Source organism: Edaphovirga cremea (assembly GCF_003332275.1).
GTDB lineage: Bacteria > Pseudomonadota > Gammaproteobacteria > Enterobacterales > Enterobacteriaceae > Edaphovirga > Edaphovirga cremea.
In genome coordinates, this window is sequence record NZ_QOVA01000018.1 from 48,784 (window position 1) to 71,907 (window position 23,124).

Here is a 23,124-nt window from a genome sequence, read left to right on the forward strand (position 1 = left end):
GGTTTTTCTTTCTTTACCATACCCCGGCCATGCAACTGCATAAGGACGGTGGGAAAGGCGAATACGCGGTATGGCATGCCGTGAATGAGGGCAGGGAAGCGTCCAATAAAAGTCTCGGAAAACGTGTGGTGTCGGTAATGGCGAAGCAAACAGGTAGGCAGCGTGCCGGGATAGTGCCCGGCAGCTTGGGGGGAGTCATTCTGCTCGCGTTGGGGACGATGGTGCAAGCCGCAGATAAACAACCGGAATTCAACTGGCAGGCCGCACCGACGCAAGAGATGCGCAACAGCCTGAGCCTGCGGGAAGCGATTTTGCGCGCCTTTGCGCGTAATCCGCAAATAGCCCAGGCTGCGGCGCAAATCCGCGTCGGCGGCGGGGATCTTGATGTGGCAAAAAGTGCCTGGTATCCACAAATTTCACTGCAAGGAACGGCTGGGAAATCCCGCCAGACTGACTCGGCAGGTAGCCTGGATAGCAACGCGTCTGGCGGCATCCAACTGAGCCAGTTGTTGTATGACTTTGGTAAAACCGGCGGCAGTATTGATGAACAGGAGCAGTTATCAGAATCGTATCGTTATGCCTTGTTCAGCACCATGACCGATGTCGCACTGAGTACGCTGAGCGCCTATTTGCAGGTGAAACGTTATCAGGCGCTCACCCTGGCGGCGCGGGACAATATTGACTCACTCGAACGGGTGCGCGGAACCGCTGAACTGCGCGCCAACGCCGGGTTGAGTTCGCAGTCGGACGTACTACAGGCGCAGACCCGCATTGCCGGTATGCGCGCCACACTGGAACAGTACCGGGCGCAGCAGCGATCGGCGCAGGCGCAATTGACCGTGCTGACCGGCGTGGTGTCCGACAATCTGCCAGATCTGCCCGAAAGCTTGTTGAAACAGACTATCACGCTGAACAAAATCCCCTATGAAAACAGTGCATTGGTGCGCAGCGCACAGGCCAGACAGAAAGCAGCCATTGAACGCGTGCGCCAAAGCGAAGCGCAGCATTGGCCAACCATCAAAGTCCAGGCTGGCCGCACCCGCTACGAAAACGACAACGGGCCTTCTTACTGGGATGACCAGTTACAACTGGCGGTCGATGCGCCGGTTTATCAAGGCGGTGCCGTCAGCGCCAAAGTACGATCCGCCCAAGGGGAGCGCGCCGCCGCTCAGGCCGAAGTGGAAAAAGCCAAGCTGGATATCAATCAGAAAGCCTCCACCTCCTACGCCGACATGATCGGTGCCCAACAGCGGCAGCGGGCAGGTGACGATCAATTGCTCAGCGCCACCCACACCCGCAGCGTCTATCAGGACGAATACAAACTCAGCAAGCGCAGCCTGAATGATTTGCTGAGCGTCGAACAGGACGTTTTTCAGGCCGATACCATGCGCCTGAGCGCGCTGTACGACGGTTGGGACGCCACGGTGCAGTACGCCGCCGCGGTCGATAATTTGCTCGATATGTTAAGCATTGATCGGCAAGAGCAAGCCGGAGATTCCCTCCCTTCCCTTTAAAAAGATAGTGGGGACTACTGCGCTTCGCCATTCCGGGCTTACGCAGTGCTCAAAATCCTCACGTACTACGTGTACGCTCCGGTTTTTGCGCGCTGGGTGCACCCGGACTGGCTTTGCTCGCTACGTCCTAAGCATTGATGGTGGGGCGATTGGTAATAAAAAGTTTAAACAGACAGGGGTTATATGACGGAACAACAAAGGGTACCCATTACGACCGATGTCTGGATCAGCGCAATGGTCAGGGCGGCGGCGGCTTTCGGTAAGCCGGTCGATCCACTGTTTTTGCGTCAGCAGATGCGCTGGTTTGAGCAACTGGGCTGGGCGCGCCAACTGGAAAGAATGAGCGGGCTGGTGGGTCTGCAAGTCAGCATTGTGAAGCGGGATCGGGTGCGCTGGAGGACGCAAGTGCTGCCGGTGATCGTTACACTCGAACAGGGCAGCATCGCGGTGATCGAAGGGCTGGATGATGAGGGCCAGGCGATCTATTGGCTCAATGACGGTGGTGATCTGACGCGCAAAGCTGATTTGGCTGAACTGCTCGGGCAGAGCGACGGCAACGTGGTGCTGGTCGGGATTGCTGCCCGTGGGCGCGATAAGCGTATCGACGAATTTGTGCAGCCTTACCGCAAGCACTGGTTCTGGCATAACTTTCGCGGCGCGGGGCGCAAAATCGCCGAAATCTCGCTGGCATCGGTGGTCGGCAATGTGCTGGCGCTGGCCGGAATTCTGTTCTCGATGCAAATTTATGATCGGGTGATCCCGGCGCAATCCTTCCCTACGCTGTGGGTGCTGTTCTTTGGCGTGCTGCTGGCGGCGGCGGTGGAGTACGGTATCCGCCTGATGCGCACGCAAGTCTCCGATCTGATGGGAAAACGCATCGACCTCAACGTCTCGTCGATGTTCTTTGTGCGGGCGATGAACATCAAAAATGAGGCGCGGCCAAAGTCGACCGGATCGTTTATTTCGCAATTGCGCGAGATCGATCAGGTGCGTGAACTGCTGACCTCAACCACCGTTGGCGCAGCGGCGGATATGCCATTTGTCCTGCTGTTTCTGGTGATCATGGCGTTTATCGGCGGGCCTCTGGTGATCATTCCGCTGCTGGCGATCCCGCTGATTGTTATTCCTGGCCTGCTGATCCAGATCCCGATGGCCAGGCTGGCGAAAGAGGGCATGCGCGAAGGGGCGCTGCGCAATGCGGTGCTGGTCGAGGCGATTGAAGGCATTGAGGACATCAAGGCGTTGCAGGCCGAACCCTATTTCCAGCGCCAGTGGGAGCAAACGCATGAAGTGGGCGCGGCCATCGGCATGAAACAACGGCTGTGGGGCGCGCGGCTGACGGGCTGGGCGTCCACGGTTCAGCAGCTTACCTATGCCGGAATGCTGGTTTTCGGGACTTATCTGGTACTGAGTGGGGATATCACTACCGGTACGCTGGTCGCCAGCAGTCTGCTCTCTTCCCGTACCATTGCGCCGTTGATGCAGCTCACGATGGTGTTCTCACGCTGGCAGCACGCCAAGAGCGCAATGAAAGGATTGGACGAGTTGCTGAAAAAGCCCCTCGATCGCCCGGATGATGAGGATCTGGCGCACTGTCCGGCGCTATGCGGCCACTATCAATTACATAATTTGCAGTACAGCTATGATCCCGAACAGGGGCCGAATGTGATTGGCGTTGGCAAGCTGGAGATCAAGCCCGGTGAACGGGTGGCGATTCTCGGCAAAGTCGGGGCAGGAAAATCCACGCTATTGAAACTGCTCTCCGGTCAGGCTTCCGCCAGCAAAGGCAAAGTGATTATTGATGGCGTGGATATCAGCCACATTGAACCTGCGGATGTACGTCGGCAGCTCGGCTATCTGTCGCAGGATTCGCGGCTGTTTTTTGGCAGCCTGCGGCAGAATCTGATGCTGGGAAATCCCCATGCCAACGATCAGGAGATGCTTCAGGCGCTGCGGATCAGCGGCGCGCTGAGCATGGTTCAGCAGGATGCCGCCAGCCTCGATCGCATTATCAACGAAGGCGGGCGCGGACTGTCCGGCGGGCAGCGGCAGATGGTCTTGATCAGCCGTATGATTTTGCGCAATCCACAGATTGTGCTGATGGACGAGCCGACCGCGTCGATGGACGAACAATTGGAAGAGTACGTCATCCGCCAGATGCACGGTTGGCTGACCGGGCGCACGCTGGTTCTGGTGACCCATCGTCCGGCGTTGTTGAAACTCGTCGATCGGATTGTGGTGATGGACAACGGTCGCGTGCTGGCCGACGGGCCGCGCGACCAGATTTTGGCCAGCGCATTGCCGAAACCCGAAAACACTTCCCGTCAGGGCGCGGCATAAGGAGCAGCGGCATGTCCAATTCACTTTTGCAGGATGACTTTGACCGCCAGCATCGGCGCGTTTCCGGCATCATTTGGTTGTCTCTGGTTGGACTGATCGTTTTTTTCATCTGGGCCTATTTTGCCATTCTTGATGAAGTGACGGTGGGCACGGGCAAAGTGACGCCATCCAGTCGTGCCCAGCAGATCGAGACTTTCGACGGCGGGGTGATTAAAGAGTTACTGGTCCAGGAAGGTTCGATCGTCGACAAAGGGCAAATTCTGGCGCGTCTGGATCCCACCCGCTTCCAGTCTAATTACGGAGAAGCGGCGTCGCGCGTGCTGACGCTGAAGGCGTCATCGGAACGCCTGCGCGCGGAGCTGACGGGAGCCGATTTGCAATTCAGCGCAGATGTCATGAAAGCGCCTGACGTCGTGGCGCGCGAACGCCAGCTTTATCAGTCGCGGCGGCAGAATCGGGATGAAACGGTAAGCAATTTGCAACAATCGCTGAAACTGGTGAATCAGGAGCTCTCCATGACTGAACCGTTGGTGGCAAAAGGCGCGGCGGGGCAGGTCGAGGTGATTCGCCTGCGTCGTCAGGCCAGTGATATTCGCGGCAAAATTGATGAGGCCAAAAACCAGTATGCGGTGCGGGCGCGTGAAGAGCAGGTCAAGAATAATGGCGATCTGGATGCTGAAATGCAGGTGATGGCCGGTAAAGAGGATCAAGTGACCCGCTCTGAGCTGTTTTCACCGGTTCACGGCATCGTAAAAGATATTCAGGTGACTACGGTGGGCGGCGTCTTGCAGCCCGGTGGCAAACTGATGGAAATTGTTCCCATCGAAGATCAACTGTTAATTGAAACGCGCATTAATCCACGCGATATCGCTTATATTCGCCCCGGTTTGGCGGCCACGGTTAAGATCAGCGCCTACGACTCATCGATTTATGGCAATCTCAACGGTAAAGTGGAGACCGTTTCCCCGGATACCTTGCAGGACGAGGTAAAGCGCGATCAATTTTACTACCGCGTCTATGTCCGCACCGACCGTGCGACGCTGACCAATAAAAGTGGCCGTGAATTCCCGATTGTGCCGGGCATGGTGGCGAGCGTGGAGATCAAGACCGGTCAGAAAAGCGTATTGGATTATATGATTAAGCCGTTGAATAAGGTCAAAGAGTCTTTACGCGAAAGGTAAAGAAGTTAAATCCTTTTAAAATAGTTTTAAGTTAACGCCTATTTTCGAATAATATTTTTGTCGGATGTTTTATATTCTGCTGCATTAAGTAAAATTAATGCAGCAGAATATATTAGCCAGATTTGGTCACTAAAACGCCGGTCATAATAACGGCGCTGGCGGCAATGCGCAGTCGGCTGGGTCTCTCTTTTAACATCCACACGGATATCACCATGGCAAAAAGTACGCTGGTTTCGCGTAGTGCGGCGACGAGGGCGATGGGTGTCGTTTTCATGGCCCAAATCACTACGCCATAGGCCAAAAGTTGCATTGCTCCGCCCATAATACCTGGCCGCCAACTCTTACGGATTTCACGGAAAATAATCCGCCGGTGACGCAGCCACAGCAGAATGAACATCATCAGGCCATTGAGCATGAACAGCCAAAGAATATAACTGATGGGATCGGTCGTGGCGCGGCCTCCGGCACCGTCAGAGAGCGTGTAGCAGGCGGTGAAAGTGGCCGTGATCAACGCGCAGACTATGGCTTTGCCGGGCATTTTATTGCTGCTTCTGCGTCCGTCAAAGGCCATCATGAGCACGCCGCCAATCAAAATTATCGCCCCCAGCAAGGCCACCGGCTGCGGAATTTCCGCCAGAATCAGCCACGAAAGCAGCGCACTCAGCAGAGGCGCCACGCCGCGGGAAATAGGATAAATTTGGCTGAAATCAGCTAGTTCATAAGCCTTGCTTAAGAACAGACAATAACCGGTATGGAAGCCAACGGATAATAACAACCACGGAAGTGCGTTAATGGAAGGCAAATCGACAAAAAATATACCCGCCAGCGAAATAACCCCAGAAAAAATAACGATAACTGAGAGCGCAATAAAACGATCGCCGCCAATCTTCACCAATGCATTCCAACTGGCGTGAAGTATTGCTGCACCCAAAACGGCGAAAAATACCATCGAGTCCATGTGCTCTCCCTGTACTGAAGCCAGTTTTCCGTATTGGCTCAGATAATTAAGTACGGATGACAATACTATTTAAATTTGATGACAATCACAACATGCTAAAGTTTTATCTGATCCTTGAGTAACCGATGGTACGCCACGAGTGAGGCCGGGGTACTATGCAGGTCTTGAGCGAACAAGGCAGGCAGCAAAAGTCATGTCTGGCGTTTAACGCTATTGGCAATAGAATTATTCACCAAATAAATATTATTAAATAATTCATTATTTATATGGCATGAATAATATTCTGGTCATGAGCTTATTCAGAGTGTAATAATTAAATGGCAGGCGGAAATTTTAATGTTTTATTGGTCGTTTCTTTTAGCGACTCTCTTCGCCATAGCGTTTTCTAACATTCTGAGGGTATTTTTGATGAAATATTATCGTGGGGCTTTATGCGTGTTGGCCGGGCTGGCAATGATCTCCTCGGCATATGCCAACGACCACAAGGCGCTGGGAGTGATCGCCTTTCCGCGCAACGATACCAACGACTTAACGCTCAAACTGCCGGTGTGCCGGGTGGTGAAGCGCATCCAGCTTGAAGTCGGGCACGGCGATGTGCATATCGATGGCGCAACGGCCTATTTCAAAGTGGGAGGCGGCACCAGCCAGAATCTGAGTGTCCCGGCAGATATAAAAGAAGGTTCCACCACCGATTGGATCGATATCAATAGTGATAACGATAATCGTCGCTGCGTCAGTAAAATTACGTTCTCCGGACATACGGTCAATTCTTCGGATATGGCCAGCGTGAAGATTTGGGGCGATGACTGATATTGAGGTTTGATGGCGTGAGAGCCCATTAATATGGGGTTCCACGCCGGAAACGCCGAAATTTCCGTGACGTATAATTTTGACGTTCGGCTATCTGTACGTAAGACCAGCGGTTCGTCATGGAGACACGCTATTAGCATGGAGCAGTTATGTACTACAGCAATGAAGTCATACGTTATTTGCAGTCTAATAAAATCCTCGCACTGAAGCTCGACCACGCATTAACGGGCGTCGGAAAAGCGGTATCCAATCAGATTGACACAATAGGAGCAGGCGCAAAACGCGCGTTGTTTTACACATCCTGCTTTACTGATGAATATCAGGACGTCTGTCAGCAACAAAAGATCGAAGATATTCGATTCAAAAATGGCGTTATCCACCTTCTTAAACATGGCAACTTCGTCTATGACATGCTTAAAATCTATTTCGAAGAAATATTTAAATACAAAACATCCGATCAAATAGATCACATAAAAAAAATTCTCATGGCGGTAAATATCCACATCGCCGCCAGCTATCTAACCAAAGCAGGATTCGTTTTAGCTACCGCTACATCCGTCGCTGTTGGCATGAATCTTAAACTTGATCTGAGTGTCTTAGCAGGAAATACGGCTGGCATTACGTTAACGGTAGCTGGCCTATATGGTGTTGTTCAGAAGGCAGCAGATAGCGCCCATCGACTTCATTTTACCTATCCGGTTTATTACGCCGCGTTATACGCACAAAAATTAGAAATGATGTATTTCCTGATAGAACCATTATTTGAGCGGGCTGGTGCGCTGAAAGCACAGTGGGCATCGCATAGTGATATTGCTGAAATTATCACCAGGATGATTCGATAACCATGATGAATTTTATCAGAAGATTTTTTAAGAGATTGTTCAAGTCATTATTTTCGATGTACGGCCCCGCATTACTAACACTCTTGTTCGCAGTCGTCTTGGTGCATTTTTTCCCTGATGGCCCTATATGGCCTGTACCCATATTCCTCGTATTCATGCTGGTTATTTTTGGTCGCTACGTGAAATGGTGAACTTCTGACAATGACAGGTTATATCTATTGTCAGAATCAAAAGAGGAGGCAAGGGCCTCCTCAGATTTGTTGGGAAGGGGGGAGGGTACTTAAAAAATCACAGGCGTCCGGCGCTGCCGCAGATCCTGATCTTTTCTTCCACCACCTCTCTCATTGCCTCTTTGCCGGGTACGATATATTTACGCGGATCGTTGGCATCCGGGTGCTCGATAAAATAGCGTTTCACCGCATCGGCAAAGGCAATTTTCAAATCGGTGGCGACGTTGACCTTACACACCCCCAGTTCAATCGCCTGATGCACCATCTGTTCAGGAATTCCCGAGGCGCCGTGCAGCACCAGCGGGATATCAACCTGGGCGCGGATCTGCGCCAGCCGCTGGAAATCCAGATGCGGTTCGCCCTGATAAAGCCCATGCGCCGAACCAATCGCCACCGCCAGCGAATCGATACCCGTGCGAACCACAAACTCGCGGGCGGCGGCGGGATCGGTAAAGAAGCTGTCTCCAGCCGCCACGCTCAGATCGTCTTCTTGTCCACCAAGGCGACCCAATTCTGCCTCAACGCTGACATCGTAGCGATGACACAGACGCACGACGGCGGCGACTTTCCTAATATTCTCTTCGAAAGGCAGGTGCGAACCGTCAATCATCACCGAACGCACGCCAGCCACGACTTTTGCGCGGATATCCTCGAGCTCTTCATGATGATCCAGATGCAGCGCCAGCGGCAGATTATGCCGGTGCGCGGCCTCCTGGCAGATGGAGACCAGATAGTCGGTTCCGGCATAACTGAACGTGCCGGGCGTACCCGCCAGAATTACCGGCGAAGCCAGCGCTGCCGCCGTTTCCACCACCACCTGCACGGTTTCGAGATTGTGAACGTTGAATGCCGGAACCGCGTACCCTTCGCGCTGGGCTTTCTTCAGCATTTCCCGGTTTGAAATCAAATACATAATAACCCCTTAAATGCCATCCAGATGGACGTGCCCGGCACGTTGTTTCTGCTGTTCATGCCACAGGCTGGTCAGCCCACGGCGTCCACATTCCAGCGCCATATCGCGAAAATCAACCACGGTCATGCCATCCCTTTCCAGCATCATTTCTGCGGCCAACTGCAAATTGGTGCCGGTGATCACCTCATAATCCGGCTCGTGCTGCGCCAGCAATGCCGACTGCCGGAAAGGGGAACCGCCCAGCAGATCGCTGAGTACCACCACGCCTTCACCGCTGTCGCAGGTGGTGCAGGCGTGCTGCAACCGGGTGAACAGCGTTTCAGTAGTCATCCCCTCGGGAAAATCCACGGCGCAGCACTGCGTTTGCTGGCCGACAACCTGTTCGATAGCCTCAAGCAATCCGCTGGCGAAGCGGCCATGCCCGGTGATTACAATGCCTAACATGCCGCCTCCTAGAGCGCTCCGGTGAATTTACCGACAATACCGATCACCACCGTCAGACCGATCAGCTTGACCGGCGAGAAGCCGCGTTTCATCAGGTAGAACACCAGCAGCGTGAAGCACAGCGGCAGCAGATTGGGCATCAGCTTATCGAGCACGTCTTTTTGCAGGGCGATGGTGGCTTTACCGGCGTGCATCACCAGCGGCGTTGAGAAGTGAACATAGGATGCGACCAGCGCACCAATGACCGTCATCCCGACTATCGACGCCGCATGGGAAATGTTCCGCGTGTGGGTCTTCAATAGCGCCATGGCGCTGGTGCCCGCCCGGTAGCCGTAATGCGCCAGCCCGAAACGCAGGCCAAAGTGCACGACGTTAAACAGCAGCAGAAACACGATCGGCCCGAACAGACTGCCTTGCAGGGCGAGCGACGCGCCGATCCCGGCGCAGATCGGCAGTAAGGTCAGCCAGAACATGGCGTCACCAATCCCACCCAACGGCCCCATCAGGGCGACTTTGATGGCGCGGATGGTGGAGATCTTCTCTTTGCTGCGCTCCATCGCCAGCACCAGCCCGGAAAGGAAGGTGACATCAAACGGATGGACGTTGATGAATTCCATATGCATTTTCATGGAGTTCGACAAGTCCTGCGGATTCTTGTGGATCTTGCGCAAGCCGGGGATCAGCGTGTACAACCAGCCGCCTGCCTGCATACGCTCATAGTTGAATGACGCCTGCAACAGCAGCGAGCGCCACGCCATGCGGTTGATGTCACCCCGGGTCAGCTCTGCGCCGGGTGCCGCATCCTGATAGTCATCCTGCTCAACCTGACTGGTTGCCAGCGCCTGCGCCATACGCGCTTCGGCTTTTGCGGACATCACGTCCTGGGTATCGTTAAATGCCATCTTCCATCTCCTGGGCCTTGCTGGCCGGTGCGGGGCGAACGCTGTCCTGTTCGGTGCGGGAACGGTTGAAAAAGTCGATCAACGCGATAGCAAACGCACCGAGTGCGACGGCAATGATCGGCATATTGAGAAACGTGACGGAAATAAAACCGAGGATGAAATAGGCCACATAGGTTTTTTTCATCATGATTTTCATCAGCAGCGAGAAGCCAATGGCCGGCATCATGCCGCCCGCAACGGCCAGCCCGTCCAACAGCCACTGCGGCGCTTTTTGCACCATGGCGCTGGCTGCGTCGGCACCGAAATAGACCGGCAGGAAAGCCACGATAAAGTAGAAGCAGAATAGAATAGTGATGCCGAGATAATTCACCCGCTCAATACCGCGCCAGTTCAGCTCTTGCACCATCCGATCGCAGCGGTGCATCATCGGTGAAAAGGCGGTAAACAGCAGCGTGATACAACCCTGTACGGCAATCGAAAAGGGCACGGCCACGCCAATGGCCACCTTGGGATCGGCATGGGTCAGGATGGCAAAAGCGGTACCAATCACGCCGCCGATAACCACGTTGGGCGGCTGTGCGCCTGCGAGCGGTACCATGCCCATCCAGACCAGTTCCAGCGTGCCGCCGACCAGTAAACCGGTCTGGAGATCGCCGAGAATCAGCCCTACCAGGGGGCCAATCACGATAGGCCGGTGGATGTGCGTCAGCCCATTGAACAGGTCAACACCGGCAATGCCTGCCAGCAGACCAATCAGCAATGCGTCTGTAAACATGATGACCTCCGTTATGCCAGCAACCGGCTGATGGATTCAGCGGATTCATCGGGTACCCGGCGGACTTCGCAGGGGATGCCGAGCTGAATCAGCTCGCGGAATGTACTTTCGTCCTGCTCGTCCACCGACACCGTTTTATGGATCTGACGTTTGCCCTCGCTGAAATGCATGTTTCCGACATTGATGAAGTTGATTGGGACTCCACCTTTTATCAGCGTCAGTACGTCCTGCGGCGTCTTGCAGACGATAAAGATCTTCTGTCTGTCGGCGGCCTTATGAATGACATCAATGGTTTTCTGCAAGGTGAAATAGCGGGTCTGGACGCCGTCAGCGACGACCATATCCATCAGGTTCTGCTGCACGGGGTCGCTGGCGGCCTCGTCATTGGCGACCAGCACCAGATTGGCGCCGAGCGTGTTGGTCCAGGTCACGCCAACCTGGCCGTGGACCAACCGGTTATCAATCCGGGTCATTAAAATATTGGGTGTCGACATGCTTCACTCCTGTTATCTGTTTTTATGAGAGGCGAGCGGCGCAGAAAACGGGTAGATGTCGACCCCTTTCACCACTCTGTTGACTTCCCCGGTAGGGCATGGATTGTCGGGCGTCATTCCCAGCGCCAGCGATGTTTCGAAAGCCAGCATTTGCAAGAACATCAGGTAGGGGAACAGCAACCAGATGTCATCCAGTTCGCTGCCAAGGTCGGTGAATCCCTCACCGGGCAGACCGCTCAGCGCAACGATCTCCTGCGCCCGCCCGTCATGGCGCAACTCGCGCCACAGATCCAGATCGTAACGACGGCCATAGGGTTCGGCGGAAAGCATCATTACCACCAGCGTGTGCTGGTCGATCATGAATTTGGGGCCGTGGCGCAGGCCGAGCGAGGAGTCGAAACGGGTGGCAATGCGCCCGGCCGTCAGTTCCAGCATCTTCAGCGCGCCTTCTTCTGCGACGCCGGTAAAACAGCTGCCGCCGAGACACATCATCCGTTTAAAACCGCTGTTCGCCAGCGACTTCACCTGCGGCTGCCAGGCTATGCGCGCCTGCTCGCAGAGTTCCGCCATCTGTTCCAGAGGGCGCAGACTGTCGTTCAGCGCCAGCGGCCCCAGCAGCAGAGCCGTCGCCAGCGTCATGCAACTGAAACTGGAGGTCATGGCAAAACTCTGATCGTGCGAGCCCTGCGGCATGACCAGCGAGCAGACATGAGCGCGGCCTGCGGCATAGCGGGCCAGCGCGCCGTCCGGGTTACAGGTCAGCATCAAATGGCTGCACCGGGGCAGCAACTGATCGGCCAGCTCGACTGCCGCCACGCTCTCCGGGCTGTTGCCAGAACGGCCATAGGAGACGAGCAGCGTGGGGCGCGACGGGTCGAGATATTGCAACGGGGAAGCGACAATGTCGGTCGTGCCATACGCCGCGACGTCCAGCCCGCACTCTTCACGCAGCCATGGCGCGATGGCGCGCCCGGCGAATGCCGAGGAACCGGCGCCGCACAGCACAATCTGCACATCGGGGTTCGCCAGCAGCGGAGCCAAAAAAGGCTGCCACTGCGCGGCGCTGTCGGTCAGCTCACGGTGAAGCTGTCGCCACAGCCGCGGTTGCTGCCAGATTTCTCGTGCCGTGTGCTGCGCCTGACGTTCATGCAACTCAGCGTCGCGATAAGAAAACAGTTCACTCATGCTAATGCTCCTTGGGGTTGAGGCTGACAGGCGTGGGCGTAGGTCAGGAGGACGCCGCGGATCTTGTCCAGCACCCAGTCATGTGGATCGTGGTTCAGCCGTCCCGCACTGACTGCCCGCGCCTGTTCGGGCAGATACTGACTGAGCAGCGCCAGCGGTACGGGCCGTTGACGCAGATTGCTCACCATGGTGTCGACGGCCTGCTGTACCTGCGGCTGCGGCCAGTAGTAACGCACCCGGTCGCTGAGGCTGTATTGCCGATCGATAAATTGCTGGTGGGGTGTACCGTGGTAGTAACGACGCCACTGTTCCGGTTGCTCATGCATCACCTGTTCCAGCGTGTCGCACAGATGTGCCGCCTTCAGTTCGCCATTCCATTGGCGATCGATATGATCGAGGGCAAACAACGCTTCACGCAGCGCGAAGGTCAACGCCGGGCCGACCTTGAGAATGGCAAAGTGGTCGCGTACCAGTTGGCGGTAAGCGAGTGGCGTCTGGTAATCGGTGGAATGTGCCTCATACACCATGTGTGGCTGTGAGGTGATAAACCGGCTGAGTGCGGCCGCTTTCTCAGGCTGATAATGCACCACGCGGTGGTGATCGAATTCAACGCCGGGCTGGACCACCAGCGCAATGACCCGCGGCCAGACGTGCTCAAGACCGGCCTGCTGCCACGCGGCATGGTGAACCTGCAACGTTCGCGCCGCCGCGTCGGGGTGTGTGACCTGAACGTCATCCAGCGTTTCCTGCGCCCCACCTGGAACCGGCACTTCGGTGCCAATCACATAGACCGGCGGTTCGCCCCCGGTACGCTGCCAACTGCGCTCGGCGATCTGGCACAGTCTGGCGGCGCGTGCTGCGACGTCATCATCACCCAGCGGGATCGGATCGCCCTGACAGGACATCGAACAGTCGAGGTGAATTTTGCGAAAACCGGCGGCGACGTAATCATCAATCAGGGTTTCGGCCAGTTGCATGGCCTCTTGCGCCGGGCGATCCTGCCACGCATTGGGACCCAAATGATCGCCGCCCAGCCAGACTCTGTCCCTTGGCAGGCCAAGGGTATCAGCCTGCGCCCACACGGCATCACGGAATTGCGCCGGTTGCATCCCGGTGTAGCCGCCGAACTGATTGACCTGATTGGAGGTGGCTTCAATCAGGACGGCGCTGTCGGTTTCCAGCGCCACGCGCAGGGCACTTTCCAGTACCCAGGGATGGGCGGAACAGACCGAATAGATCCCTGCCGCGTCGCCTGCCTTGTGGCGTCGGATGAGGTGTTGTAAAGACTGCATGGTGTCTCCCATGCGGGCAGATTGACCTGAAAGGTCAGTCGTCGGCGATGATGACCTCAACGCCGAGTTCGGTTAATGCCCGCTGATAGTTGTCGGGGATCCGACTGTCCGTGATCAGGCGATCAATCTGTCCTGCCTCACGGATCATGCAGAAGCTCTTGCGGCCGAATTTACTGGCATCGGCGACGGCGATAATCTCGCGCGACACCTCGCACATCACCCGGTTGAGGTGGGCTTCACCGGGATGTGGCGTGGTGATGCCCGCCGTCAGATCGAAACCGTCCACGCCAAGGAAGAGGGTATCGAAACGAAATTGCCGCAATTGCTGTTCTGCTGCCGGACCGTAGAGCGAATAGGAGTTCTGACGCACACTCCCGCCAAGCACCATCACCTCAACCTGATCAAATCCCGCCAGTTCATAGGCGATATTCAACGCATTGGTCATCACCACCAGATCGCGCTTCCCTTGCAGGTGCGGCACAATTTGGGTGGTGGTAGATCCGGAATCCAGAATCAGCGCATTGCCGTCTTTGACAAAACTGGCGGCAACGGCAGCAATGCGCGATTTCACATCGCGGTTCATGCGGCCCTTGTCACGCAGCGGACGGTCAAAGGCAAACTGCTGATTGAGCATCGCACCGCCGTAAGAGCGCAGCGCGCAGCCTTTCTGTTCCAGATAACGCAGATCATTACGAATGGTGACGGCGGATACGGCAAACAGCGTGCTGAGGTGTTCAACACGCACGCTGCCTTCGTGACACAGCAAATCGATGATCTGCTCGCGGCGTTTTACGGTATCCATGGTCATCGTCGTTATGCTCCAGGTGGCGGAATCGGGGGATGATGCCCGACGCCAAAAGTGAATGATGGCTTTCGCTCTCTTTCGACTTAATTACAGCAAAGGTTAGGGAGTGAAATTGTGATCGCGCTTACAGGCCATTTTTTGGCCAAAAAGGGACAAAAAACCTTTCGTTTTAAGATAAAGCGAAAGGTAAAGAAGCATCATGCAAAAGGTCACAAATTTGGATCAGGGCAGGTGATTGCTCTCCTGACAGCCGATTGGGCAGCAGAAAACCGAAAGCATCACCTTTCGTCTTGTTGCATGGGCGTTTTAGTTATCTCAGTGATCAAAGTCACAAATTAGACATTCTGTAGAAATGGATAAAGGGAAAGGAATGGGAAAAACAGGAACCATCAGGGATTTTTTTTCAGCCATCCACAGCGGTGTGGATGGCTGAAAGAGAGTGCAAATAGCTATTCGCGCGATAAAACTGATTATGCGCGCGAGAACCAACTAAACGCGATAGGCGGCCAGCAGATCTTCACCGTTGACTTTACGTTTGTCCTGCCACAATGCCATGCGACTGCGTAGCGAACCGGTCAATTCACTTACGGCACGCTGCGCGGCGTCAAACTGCGGATTCATCTCCAGGGCAAAGCTGAATAACTGATGGGCGTGATAGCGATTCTTTTCGGTACCCAATCCCATCAGCCAGGCCATACCCAGTGAATAGGCGGCTTCGGCACGGGTATCACTTGCGCTGTCCTGCAATATTTCAGGTAACCACTCGGCGACGGCGAGGCGTTTTTCTTCCTCCGGCCCCTCTTCCAGGGCGCAGGTTGCCCGCCAATAACGCGCGGTCAAATAGCCGTTATCAATGGCCCGGCGATACCATTCCATTGCCAGCGGATAATCTGCTGGCGCGCTAACTCCTTCGCGCAACGCATTGGCATACGCAAACATCGCCGGGACATGGCCCGAATTCGCCGCATGGCCGACCCACTGCAACGCAGCCTGCGGATCTTGCAATGCTTGCGGTACATCTTCGTGCCAGGCATCGCGATGAAAAAAGAACAGTTCGTAACTGTGCCAGGCGCTGCCACGATGCGCCATTTGCAGCAGCATAAAATGGGCGGCCTCGATGTCTTCATGGATCGCCATATCGTGCGCGATGGTCACCAGATCTTTTTCTGTTTCAGCGGGATCGGCACCGTTTATGGTCAGAACCCAGGCGTGATCCATCAGCGTGTGTGCCAACTCTTCATTCTGCGGCAGGCCATACAACCCGAACTGGCAGGCACAGGCCGCCAGCGCGGCCTGCAAGGCGCTCTGGGTAGTTGACGCCGCGCGGGCAAGCATTCGCCCCAGCACATTGCGTTGATCATCGTGCCCATTGGCCAATATCACCCGGGAGATAAACAGCGTGGCGTAGCGACCGGGCAGCGCCTGCGGCGAAACGTTCAGCAAATCGTCATAGACCGCCAGACCCGCGTCGTCGTCGTCATGCCAGTAGGCAACGCAGGTTCCAGCCGCATCCAGCAGCGCGATGCGTGTTTCCCATGGCAGCGGCTGTGAAAGCAACGCCGCCAGCCGTTGCTGCAAGGCGGTTGCGCGTGGGGTGTCGCGCTCGGCGACGTCCCCTGCCAGCGCATCAAGCAGGGCATTGGCGCGAAACTGATTGCGGTCGCGTTCATCGAACTCGCTGCACAAGGCGCTTTCAATAATCTGTTCGACCTGTGCGTGACTGCCGCCCCATTGTGGTGAATGAAACACCAGATAGGATTCAAGCGTGCCAACATCACTGTGGCGAACCGACATCGCCATGCGCAACCAGTAATCCAATGCCTCTTCGCCATCGCGACGGCTGTTGATCAATACCTTGGGAAGTTGCTGCGGCCAATAGAGTGCGGCTTCAGCGCCCAGCGCCTGCAAATGCGCTACGCCCTGATGCCAGACTTCACTGTTCTGAATATCAAATTGTTCACTGAGGGGTTTGGGTATTTCACCGGCAAACAGCGCACGCAGCCAGTAAGGTTCACCGAAACCGCCGCTGAGATTCATCATGTGGCGGTAAGCGTGGGTCGGACGCGGATGCAGCGCGATCGCCTGCAAGAATGCCAGTACCGCGTAGTCGCAGCATAATTGCGCGCCCAGCCACTGATGATCCTCCACCTCCTGACCCGCAGGTGCACTGCGGATGTACCATGCCTGCTCATGCCAGAACATGCCCAGCAGCACCTGGGCGTGATAGCTTTCCGGGCACTGCTGGGCCCAGTCGTTGAGGATCTCCAGTCTCTTGATCTGAGAAAGCTCAACCCCGCCAAACAGGCTGCTCACGTTCATGACATAGCCATACTGACTGTTGGCATCTGTTTGGTACTGCCAGCCGCGCATTTGGAGCATCAGCCATTCATCAAGCTTGATGAAACGGCGGGTTGCGAGCAACGTTCTGGCTTTGGCGAGGTCATCGTACTGGTGATCTGCTTGTGGCATGCGAGTCCTTTAATGCAAATAGCGGAAAGCCGCGAAATGGCATGGTGTGTCCATTATAACTTTACCCAAATCGAACTGTAACCTGAATGGGTTGCTTAAGGGAGATTATGCGAAGTTTCTTGTCGTAAGTCTAAAGGGCAATCACAAATCGTATAAGGAAGCGACTCTACGTTTTACGGTGCGCGAAGACAGCAGGATTGTTCTGATTGTCTTCCCGGGCGTAAGCGTGTGAGCGGGTGGTCTGGGCACGTACAGCGCAAATAAGGTGGATTTTTTATTCGAAACAGCGTTTTTTTAAACACGATGAAGAATTTGTGGGCAGGTTTTTGATTATTTGTGCGCTTTTTGGTGCGCATTTTTTTATGTCGGGAGGGGGATTGTTATTGATTAACTAAATAAGTAGTTTACTATATATAAAGTAACGCGCATGTACCATCGCACAAAATGCCAATAAAAAACCGGCCATAAGGCCGGTGTCATTCAAATAAAATATGAATGAGAATGGGGGTAATTAATACAGAAAATAATGATGATTGCGGGGTTATTATACTACATCGTTAGCGTGCAAATTATCATTATGTGCTAAAAAATTAATTTTAATTAACTTGATGTTTTTAAATGATTTTTATATTTGCATTGGTAAATGATGCTATTTATTCATTTCTTTTTTGCGCGAAAAGTTCCCATTTTTTACATTATGAAATCCTTTATTATATGAATGAAACACTATCTGCTATTTAGTATCACTTTCCTTGTGGATTAAAATTGAACTTATAATGAGAATGGCTGTGCCCTGTCGGGTTCGTTATTTTTTTGTTACAGTGGCCAGAGCCCGACATAACGTTCGAGGATACAAAAAATGAAACTCCGCGTACTTTCTCTGATGATCCCAGCCTTATTAGTCGCAGGAACAGCAGGCGCAGCAGAAATTTATAACAAAGACGGCAACAAATTGGATTTGTTCGGCAAGATTGACGGCCTGCACTACTTCTCCGATGACAAAGGTTCCGATGGCGACCAGTCATACATGCGTTTTGGCCTGCGTGGCGAAACCCAAATTGCTGACCAACTGACCGGCTACGGTGAGTGGGAATACCAGGTTGGACTGAACAACGCTGAATCTGAAGGGTCTGCTGATACCTTTACCCGTGTTGGTTTCGCTGGTTTGAAATTCGGTGACTACGGTTCCCTTGATTATGGTCGTAACTACGGCGTGCTGTACGACGTGGCAGCATGGACCGACGTTCTGCCTGAGTTTGGTGGTGACACCTATGGCGCTGACAACTTCCTGTCACAGCGTGCAAATGGCGTTGCAACCTATCGTAACAGCAACTTCTTTGGCCTGGTCGATGGCCTGAACTTTGCTATCCAGTATCAAGGCAAAAACGATGATACTGCGGCTGAAAGCGCAATCGGTGGTGGTCGTGGTGTCAACGGTCAGAATGGCGACGGTTATGGTTTGTCCCTCTCCTACGATCTGGGCTGGGGCGTAAGTGCTGCGGCAGCCATGAGCAGTTCTGATCGTACCAACGATCAAAACAGCGGTGCCTATTTTGGTCATGGGGATAAAGCAGAAGCGTATACCGGTGGCCTGAAATATGACGCCAACAACGTTTACATCGCGGCTATGTATACCCAGACTTACAACATGACCCGTTTCGGTGATTTCGGCGACAGCTCAAAACAGGCTGGATTTGCCAACCAGGCACAGAACGTTGAATTGGTGGCACAGTACCAGTTCGATTTCGGCCTGCGTCCGTCCGTGGCTTACCTGCAATCACGCGGTAAAGACATCGAAGGCTATGGCGATCAGGATCTGATGAAATACGTTGATGTTGGTGCGACTTACTACTTCAACAAAAACATGTCTACCTATGTTGATTACAAAATCAACCTGATGGATGACAGCAACTTTACCCGTAATACCGGCATCAATACTGATGACATCGTGGCTTTAGGTCTAGTTTACCAGTTCTAATCACGCAGTCCGGTATTTACAACAGGCAGTACCAAAACGCGGCTCTTCCCAGCCGCGTTTTTTTACGGAATTTTTTAGCAAAGGGAGGGGGCAGGGCGAACGCTTACGCCTGTTTTTGATGGATCAGGTGCAGCGGGGGCGATATGTGCAATTCGATGCCGGGGTTCTGCCGGAACTCGTGCGGCGTGATGTCGAAACGCTTCCTGAACATATAGGTAAAATGTGACTGCGAGCCAAAACCAAAATCCATAGCGATATCGAAAATCGAGGTATCGCTGGCGCTCAGTTGATACACAGCGCCCGCCAGACGGCGTTCCCTGATGTATTTTCCAAGCGAAATGCCTGTCGATTCTTTGAACAGTTTCTGCATGTGCCAGAGAGAGTAACCGGAGTAATTCGCCAATTCTTCAAGGTGAATCACGCGGCCAAGATGGTTCTCGATCCACTTGCTCAGGGCGCAGACGATGGTCAGATGAATTTCTTGTGGCATAGGCAATCTGTTTTGATTTAGGTACCGGCCAGTATACACAAAATCTGACGAATAGCGGAGTGGCGTGGAGCCGGAACCCCAGCCGGTTAGGCTATTACGCCAGATTCATACGGAGTTTATGCCCCAGGCGCAAAGAATCTCTCAGGTACCAGGAATCCCTCAAGCACCGGGAATCCCTCAAGCACCGGGAATCCCTTAAGCACCAGGAATCCTTTAAGCACCAAGAATTCTTTACGCACCAAGAATAGTATCGAGAGCGTCTTGGGCACTTTCCAGCGGATCGGTATGCAGTGCTACGCCACCTTCGTCATCAATCAATACGGCCCACCAGCCTTCTTCCTCAGCAAACATGGCATAAGAACCTGGTTCGCATTCAGTCAGGTTATCGTCTGCTTCAGCCTGATAGACTTTCTTGTCTTTATAAAGGCGCGTAATCATCTGTTATCCTTAAAAATCAACCACGTAAATGTGTTATTGCCAGCCATATTCCTGGCAAGTCAAAGAGGCGTGCTGAACGCGGCTGACAGTATTAATCAGCTCTCTTCGGTGTGAAAGAGCTTAATGACGGTTCTGCGAGATTAAACAGGTTGGGGCGAAAATCTCAGATGAAGTGAATGAGAAACGCAAAAGAGAAAATGAAATGCGCCCGCTGGCAGAAGCCAGACGGGCGCGATACTCCGTTGATCTGTGGTGATACCCCGTTAACTTTTGGCGATAACGACCAGCTTCTGGTTCACAAACTCCTTGATCCCCAGATCGGACAACTCGCGACCATAGCCGGAGCGTTTCACCCCACCAAACGGCAGCTCTGGCGCCGTGTCCGTCAGTGAATTGATATACACCATACCGGTGTCGATGCGTGACGCCAGTTTCTTCGCCCGATCAATGTCAGGCGTAAAGATTGCGCCACCCAGCCCATAGTGTGAATCATTGGCCAGCTTGACCAGTTCATCATCATTCTTGACGACATAGACCTGGGCAACGGGGCCGAAAAACTCGTCGAAATAGGCCGGATTTTTGCGTTCAATATGCGTCAGGATGGTCGGTTCAAAGAAGTTGCCCGGATTATTGGCCACGGCTTTGCCGCCATAATGGATTTTCGCGCCATGTTTCACCGCGTCATCCACTTGCTTGACCAGACCTTTCAGCGCGTCGGCTGATGAGAGTGGGCCGAGCGTGGTGCTCTCATCCATAGGGTCGCCAATCTTCACCGCTTTGAACTGCGCAGTAAATTTCTCCAGGAATTTGTCGGCGACTTTTTCATGCACAATAAAACGCTTGGCCGCAGTACATACCTGACCCGCATTATTGAGTCGGGCCTGCGCCCCGATTTTGGCGGCTTTATCCAGATCGCTGTCCTCGAGAACGGCAAAAATATCGTTGCCACCAAGTTCCAGCGTGGACTTCTTCAACTTGCTAGCCGCGCGGGCAGCGACAATACTCCCGGCTTTTTCGGAGCCGGTCAGCGCGACGCCCTGCACGCGGTCGTCGTCAATCAATGCAGCCACCTGATCCTGCGAGATAAACAGGTTGGTGTAGGCACCTTTTGGCGCACCGGCTTCGGTCACCAGTTTTTCAAAGGTTTCAGCACAATGAGGCACGATCCCGGCGTGCTTCACCAGAATTGAGTTACCCGCAGCCAGATTCGGTGCCAGTACGCGCATCAGTTGGTAATACGGGAAGTTCCACGGCTCGACAGCAACCAGAACGCCCACCGGGCTGTTCTCGACCCAGGCTTCACCGAGATCCGACGGATATTTCACCGGTTTCAGAAATTCCTCAGCATTGTCAGCGTAATATCTGGCGATTTCCGCGCAGAGTTTCACTTCGCCACGGCTCTGCTGGATCAGTTTGCCCATCTCTTCACTGGCGATTTTTGCCAATTCCTCAACGCGGGAGGAGATGATTTCAGACAGCTTACGCAGCACCTGCAAACGCGGTTTGATATCACCCTGTGCCCAGTCGGATTTGTATAACTCATGAGCCGTTGTCAGTGCCTGCTCCACCTGCTGGTCATTATGAGTCTGGTACTCTTTGATGAGCTTATTGTTGAACGGATTGACGGTCTGGTAAGGCATGAATGGCTCCTTGGTTCGGATTCACGTTGACGGATGGCGTGTCTCTCATTGCTGACATCGGCCAAACGCCGGTATCCCGCTGCGTTATTTTCAACGACTTACTGCTTGCAGCAGCGGCCAGACAATAAGCATAGATGATAAAAAGGCACTTTTGCGCCGTGGAAACGTTCACTAACACTCGCATAACAGCGATCTCGGTGAAGAGCATTAACTGTCTGCTGTGCGGGGATCCTCTGAATGTGAATTATTCTAAGAACATTCTTTACAGCGGGCCCCACGGGATCCATTATTTCGCGGGCTTAAATGAAACAGATAGGAACAGCGCGTGACAAAAATTCGGGTAGGGGTCATTTTCGGCGGTAAATCGGCAGAACATGAAGTCTCTTTGCAGTCGGCAAAGAACATTGTGGATGCCATTGATAAAGAGAAGTTCGACGTGACGCTGCTGGGGATCGACAAACAGGGGCAATGGCATATCAATGATGCCTCCAATTATCTGCTGAACGCAGAAGATCCCACGCTGATTGCGCTTAACCGCTCCAATCAAAATGTCGCGCTGATCCCAGGGCAGACGCAGCATCAACTGATCGAAAGCCATAGCGCCAGTGCGCTGACGCAACTGGACGTGATTTTCCCTATCGTTCACGGCACATTGGGTGAAGATGGCTCATTGCAGGGGCTGTTGCGCATGGCGAATATGGCCTTTGTGGGCGCAGGCGTTTTGGGTTCAGCCGTCAGCATGGACAAGGACGTCACCAAACGCTTGCTGCGCGATGCCGGATTGCTGGTCGCTCCCTTTGTTACCCTGACGCGATCCAATCGCCATCGCCACACTTTTGCCAGCGTCAGTGGCGAACTGGGTTTGCCGCTGTTTATCAAACCGGCCAATCAGGGTTCTTCCGTCGGCGTGAGCAAGGTGCATGACGAGGCCGACTATTTGCGCGCGGTAGACCTGGCTTTCAGTTTCGATCACAAGGTGCTGGTGGAATCCGCGATTGTCGGGCGTGAAATCGAATGCGCGGTATTGGGCAACGATCGGCCACAGGCCAGCGTGTGTGGTGAAATCGTTCTCAGCGATGAGTTTTACTCTTACGATACCAAATACATTAATGAGCAGGGGGCAGCGGTGGCGGTTCCGGCAGACTTATCGCCAGAACTGAACGATCGTATCCGTGAGGTGGCGATCCGCGCCTTCCAGGTACTGGAGTGCGCCGGTATGGCGCGTGTTGATGTTTTCCTGACCAGACAGGGTGATGTCGTTATCAATGAAATCAATACGCTACCCGGTTTCACCAACATCAGTATGTACCCTAAACTGTGGGCGGCCAGCGGCCTGGGCTATCCGCAATTGATCACTACGTTGATTGAACTGGCGCTGGAACGTCATCAGCAAGATAGCGGATTGCAAAGCTCGGTGCGCTGAT

At 54.0% G+C, this 23,124-nt stretch carries 21 protein-coding genes; 8 read left to right on the forward strand and 13 right to left on the reverse strand.

Features of this window, described 5'->3' with window-relative positions; translation table 11 throughout:
• The first annotated feature begins 218 nt into the window (after positions 1–218).
• The 3 genes from DRI82_RS18485 to DRI82_RS18495 all read left to right on the forward strand — a co-directional run bounded on the left by DRI82_RS18485 (position 219) and on the right by DRI82_RS18495 (position 5,035).
• A complete protein-coding gene (locus DRI82_RS18485; RefSeq protein WP_245956880.1) occupies positions 219–1,514 on the forward strand; it encodes a TolC family outer membrane protein in 1,296 nt (431 codons plus the stop codon).
• Positions 1,515–1,697: 183 nt separating this feature from the next.
• A complete protein-coding gene (locus DRI82_RS18490; RefSeq protein ID WP_114195383.1) occupies positions 1,698–3,854 on the forward strand; it encodes a type I secretion system permease/ATPase in 2,157 nt (718 codons plus the stop codon).
• 11 nt (positions 3,855–3,865) lie between these two features.
• Positions 3,866–5,035 carry a beta-barrel domain-containing protein gene (locus tag DRI82_RS18495; protein WP_114195384.1) on the forward strand — a complete coding sequence of 390 codons (1,170 nt, stop codon included), beginning with the start codon at positions 3,866–3,868 and terminating at the stop codon, positions 5,033–5,035.
• Positions 5,036–5,147: 112 nt separating this feature from the next.
• Here DRI82_RS18495 and DRI82_RS18500 read toward each other — a convergent pair whose 3' ends face one another.
• Complete coding sequence (locus tag DRI82_RS18500; RefSeq protein ID WP_114195385.1) at positions 5,148–5,993, reverse strand: DMT family transporter; 846 nt, start codon at positions 5,991–5,993, stop codon at positions 5,148–5,150.
• Between the two features lie 408 nt (positions 5,994–6,401).
• Between DRI82_RS18500 and DRI82_RS18505 the strand changes: the two genes are divergently transcribed.
• Together DRI82_RS18505 and DRI82_RS18510 are read left to right on the forward strand one after the other, a co-directional pair.
• Positions 6,402–6,803: a DUF2541 family protein gene (locus DRI82_RS18505; RefSeq protein ID WP_114195386.1), complete on the forward strand. Its 402-nt coding sequence runs from the start codon at positions 6,402–6,404 to the stop codon at positions 6,801–6,803.
• 149 nt (positions 6,804–6,952) lie between these two features.
• Positions 6,953–7,645, forward strand: coding sequence for a hypothetical protein (locus tag DRI82_RS18510; RefSeq protein WP_114195387.1), 693 nt, complete (start codon positions 6,953–6,955; stop codon positions 7,643–7,645).
• 288 nt (positions 7,646–7,933) lie between these two features.
• Here the strand turns inward: DRI82_RS18510 and DRI82_RS18520 are convergent, their stop codons facing one another.
• The 9 genes from DRI82_RS18520 to DRI82_RS18565 all read right to left on the reverse strand — a co-directional run bounded on the left by DRI82_RS18520 (position 7,934) and on the right by DRI82_RS18565 (position 17,154).
• Complete coding sequence (locus DRI82_RS18520; protein ID WP_114195389.1) at positions 7,934–8,788, reverse strand: tagatose bisphosphate family class II aldolase; 855 nt, start codon at positions 8,786–8,788, stop codon at positions 7,934–7,936.
• A 9-nt stretch (positions 8,789–8,797) separates the two neighbouring features.
• Positions 8,798–9,232 carry a PTS galactosamine/N-acetylgalactosamine transporter subunit IIA gene (gene agaF, locus DRI82_RS18525; protein ID WP_114195390.1) on the reverse strand — a complete coding sequence of 145 codons (435 nt, stop codon included), beginning with the start codon at positions 9,230–9,232 and terminating at the stop codon, positions 8,798–8,800.
• Positions 9,233–9,240: 8 nt separating this feature from the next.
• Positions 9,241–10,134, reverse strand: a complete 894-nt coding sequence (locus tag DRI82_RS18530; protein WP_114195391.1) for a PTS system mannose/fructose/sorbose family transporter subunit IID — start codon at positions 10,132–10,134, stop codon at positions 9,241–9,243.
• On the reverse strand, positions 10,124–10,909 hold the full coding sequence (agaW, locus tag DRI82_RS18535) for a PTS N-acetylgalactosamine transporter subunit IIC (protein WP_114195392.1): 786 nt from the start codon (positions 10,907–10,909) through the stop codon (positions 10,124–10,126). Before agaW ends, DRI82_RS18530 begins: the two co-directional genes overlap by 11 nt.
• Before the next feature lie 11 nt (positions 10,910–10,920).
• Positions 10,921–11,403 (reverse strand): PTS N-acetylgalactosamine transporter subunit IIB, encoded by a 483-nt coding sequence (agaV, locus tag DRI82_RS18540; protein ID WP_114195393.1) that lies wholly within the window; start codon positions 11,401–11,403, stop codon positions 10,921–10,923.
• A 12-nt stretch (positions 11,404–11,415) separates the two neighbouring features.
• Positions 11,416–12,588, reverse strand: a complete 1,173-nt coding sequence (locus DRI82_RS18545; RefSeq protein ID WP_114195394.1) for an SIS domain-containing protein — start codon at positions 12,586–12,588, stop codon at positions 11,416–11,418.
• A complete protein-coding gene (locus tag DRI82_RS18550; RefSeq protein ID WP_114195395.1) occupies positions 12,585–13,880 on the reverse strand; it encodes a D-tagatose-bisphosphate aldolase, class II, non-catalytic subunit in 1,296 nt (431 codons plus the stop codon). Before DRI82_RS18550 ends, DRI82_RS18545 begins: the two co-directional genes overlap by 4 nt.
• A gap of 34 nt (positions 13,881–13,914) precedes the next feature.
• Positions 13,915–14,688 carry a transcriptional repressor AgaR gene (gene agaR / locus DRI82_RS18555; protein WP_114195396.1) on the reverse strand — a complete coding sequence of 258 codons (774 nt, stop codon included), beginning with the start codon at positions 14,686–14,688 and terminating at the stop codon, positions 13,915–13,917.
• 486 nt (positions 14,689–15,174) lie between these two features.
• Positions 15,175–17,154: a DUF4034 domain-containing protein gene (locus DRI82_RS18565; protein WP_114195398.1), complete on the reverse strand. Its 1,980-nt coding sequence runs from the start codon at positions 17,152–17,154 to the stop codon at positions 15,175–15,177.
• An 859-nt stretch (positions 17,155–18,013) separates the two neighbouring features.
• Here DRI82_RS18565 and ompC point away from each other — a divergent pair.
• Positions 18,014–19,132 (forward strand): porin OmpC, encoded by a 1,119-nt coding sequence (ompC, locus tag DRI82_RS18570; RefSeq protein ID WP_114195399.1) that lies wholly within the window; start codon positions 18,014–18,016, stop codon positions 19,130–19,132.
• Between the two features lie 103 nt (positions 19,133–19,235).
• Here ompC and DRI82_RS18575 read toward each other — a convergent pair whose 3' ends face one another.
• The 3 genes from DRI82_RS18575 to DRI82_RS18585 form a co-directional block, all read right to left on the reverse strand.
• Positions 19,236–19,622, reverse strand: a complete 387-nt coding sequence (locus tag DRI82_RS18575) for a helix-turn-helix domain-containing protein (RefSeq protein WP_114195400.1) — start codon at positions 19,620–19,622, stop codon at positions 19,236–19,238.
• A gap of 231 nt (positions 19,623–19,853) precedes the next feature.
• Entirely contained in the window at positions 19,854–20,060 is a 207-nt protein-coding gene (locus DRI82_RS18580) for a hypothetical protein (protein ID WP_114195401.1), read from the reverse strand.
• Between the two features lie 263 nt (positions 20,061–20,323).
• On the reverse strand, positions 20,324–21,700 hold the full coding sequence (locus DRI82_RS18585) for an NAD-dependent succinate-semialdehyde dehydrogenase (protein ID WP_114195402.1): 1,377 nt from the start codon (positions 21,698–21,700) through the stop codon (positions 20,324–20,326).
• A 2-nt stretch (positions 21,701–21,702) separates the two neighbouring features.
• On the opposite strand from DRI82_RS18585, the gene DRI82_RS24570 reads away from it, so the two are divergent.
• Together DRI82_RS24570 and ddlA are read left to right on the forward strand one after the other, a co-directional pair.
• On the forward strand, positions 21,703–21,828 hold the full coding sequence (locus DRI82_RS24570) for a hypothetical protein (RefSeq protein WP_281269790.1): 126 nt from the start codon (positions 21,703–21,705) through the stop codon (positions 21,826–21,828).
• Between the two features lie 197 nt (positions 21,829–22,025).
• On the forward strand, positions 22,026–23,123 hold the full coding sequence (gene ddlA, locus DRI82_RS18590; protein WP_114195403.1) for a D-alanine--D-alanine ligase: 1,098 nt from the start codon (positions 22,026–22,028) through the stop codon (positions 23,121–23,123).
• Position 23,124 lies beyond the last annotated feature (1 nt).

Bases quoted from the DNA above. Each gene is read 5' to 3' on its own strand.
- DRI82_RS18485 (WP_245956880.1), top strand. From the start codon at position 219: ATGGTGCAAGCCGCAGATAAACAACCGGAATTCAACTGGCAGGCCGCA.
- DRI82_RS18490 (WP_114195383.1), top strand. From the start codon at position 1,698: ATGACGGAACAACAAAGGGTACCCATTACGACCGATGTCTGGATCAGC.
- DRI82_RS18495 (WP_114195384.1), top strand. From the start codon at position 3,866: ATGTCCAATTCACTTTTGCAGGATGACTTTGACCGCCAGCATCGGCGC.
- DRI82_RS18500 (WP_114195385.1), bottom strand. From the start codon at position 5,993: ATGGACTCGATGGTATTTTTCGCCGTTTTGGGTGCAGCAATACTTCAC.
- DRI82_RS18505 (WP_114195386.1), top strand. From the start codon at position 6,402: ATGAAATATTATCGTGGGGCTTTATGCGTGTTGGCCGGGCTGGCAATG.
- DRI82_RS18510 (WP_114195387.1), top strand. From the start codon at position 6,953: ATGTACTACAGCAATGAAGTCATACGTTATTTGCAGTCTAATAAAATC.
- DRI82_RS18520 (WP_114195389.1), bottom strand. From the start codon at position 8,788: ATGTATTTGATTTCAAACCGGGAAATGCTGAAGAAAGCCCAGCGCGAA.
- agaF (WP_114195390.1), bottom strand. From the start codon at position 9,232: ATGTTAGGCATTGTAATCACCGGGCATGGCCGCTTCGCCAGCGGATTG.
- DRI82_RS18530 (WP_114195391.1), bottom strand. From the start codon at position 10,134: ATGGCATTTAACGATACCCAGGACGTGATGTCCGCAAAAGCCGAAGCG.
- agaW (WP_114195392.1), bottom strand. From the start codon at position 10,909: ATGTTTACAGACGCATTGCTGATTGGTCTGCTGGCAGGCATTGCCGGT.
- agaV (WP_114195393.1), bottom strand. From the start codon at position 11,403: ATGTCGACACCCAATATTTTAATGACCCGGATTGATAACCGGTTGGTC.
- DRI82_RS18545 (WP_114195394.1), bottom strand. From the start codon at position 12,588: ATGAGTGAACTGTTTTCTTATCGCGACGCTGAGTTGCATGAACGTCAG.
- DRI82_RS18550 (WP_114195395.1), bottom strand. From the start codon at position 13,880: ATGCAGTCTTTACAACACCTCATCCGACGCCACAAGGCAGGCGACGCG.
- agaR (WP_114195396.1), bottom strand. From the start codon at position 14,688: ATGACCATGGATACCGTAAAACGCCGCGAGCAGATCATCGATTTGCTG.
- DRI82_RS18565 (WP_114195398.1), bottom strand. From the start codon at position 17,154: ATGCCACAAGCAGATCACCAGTACGATGACCTCGCCAAAGCCAGAACG.
- ompC (WP_114195399.1), top strand. From the start codon at position 18,014: ATGAAACTCCGCGTACTTTCTCTGATGATCCCAGCCTTATTAGTCGCA.
- DRI82_RS18575 (WP_114195400.1), bottom strand. From the start codon at position 19,622: ATGCCACAAGAAATTCATCTGACCATCGTCTGCGCCCTGAGCAAGTGG.
- DRI82_RS18580 (WP_114195401.1), bottom strand. From the start codon at position 20,060: ATGATTACGCGCCTTTATAAAGACAAGAAAGTCTATCAGGCTGAAGCA.
- DRI82_RS18585 (WP_114195402.1), bottom strand. From the start codon at position 21,700: ATGCCTTACCAGACCGTCAATCCGTTCAACAATAAGCTCATCAAAGAG.
- DRI82_RS24570 (WP_281269790.1), top strand. From the start codon at position 21,703: ATGGCTCCTTGGTTCGGATTCACGTTGACGGATGGCGTGTCTCTCATT.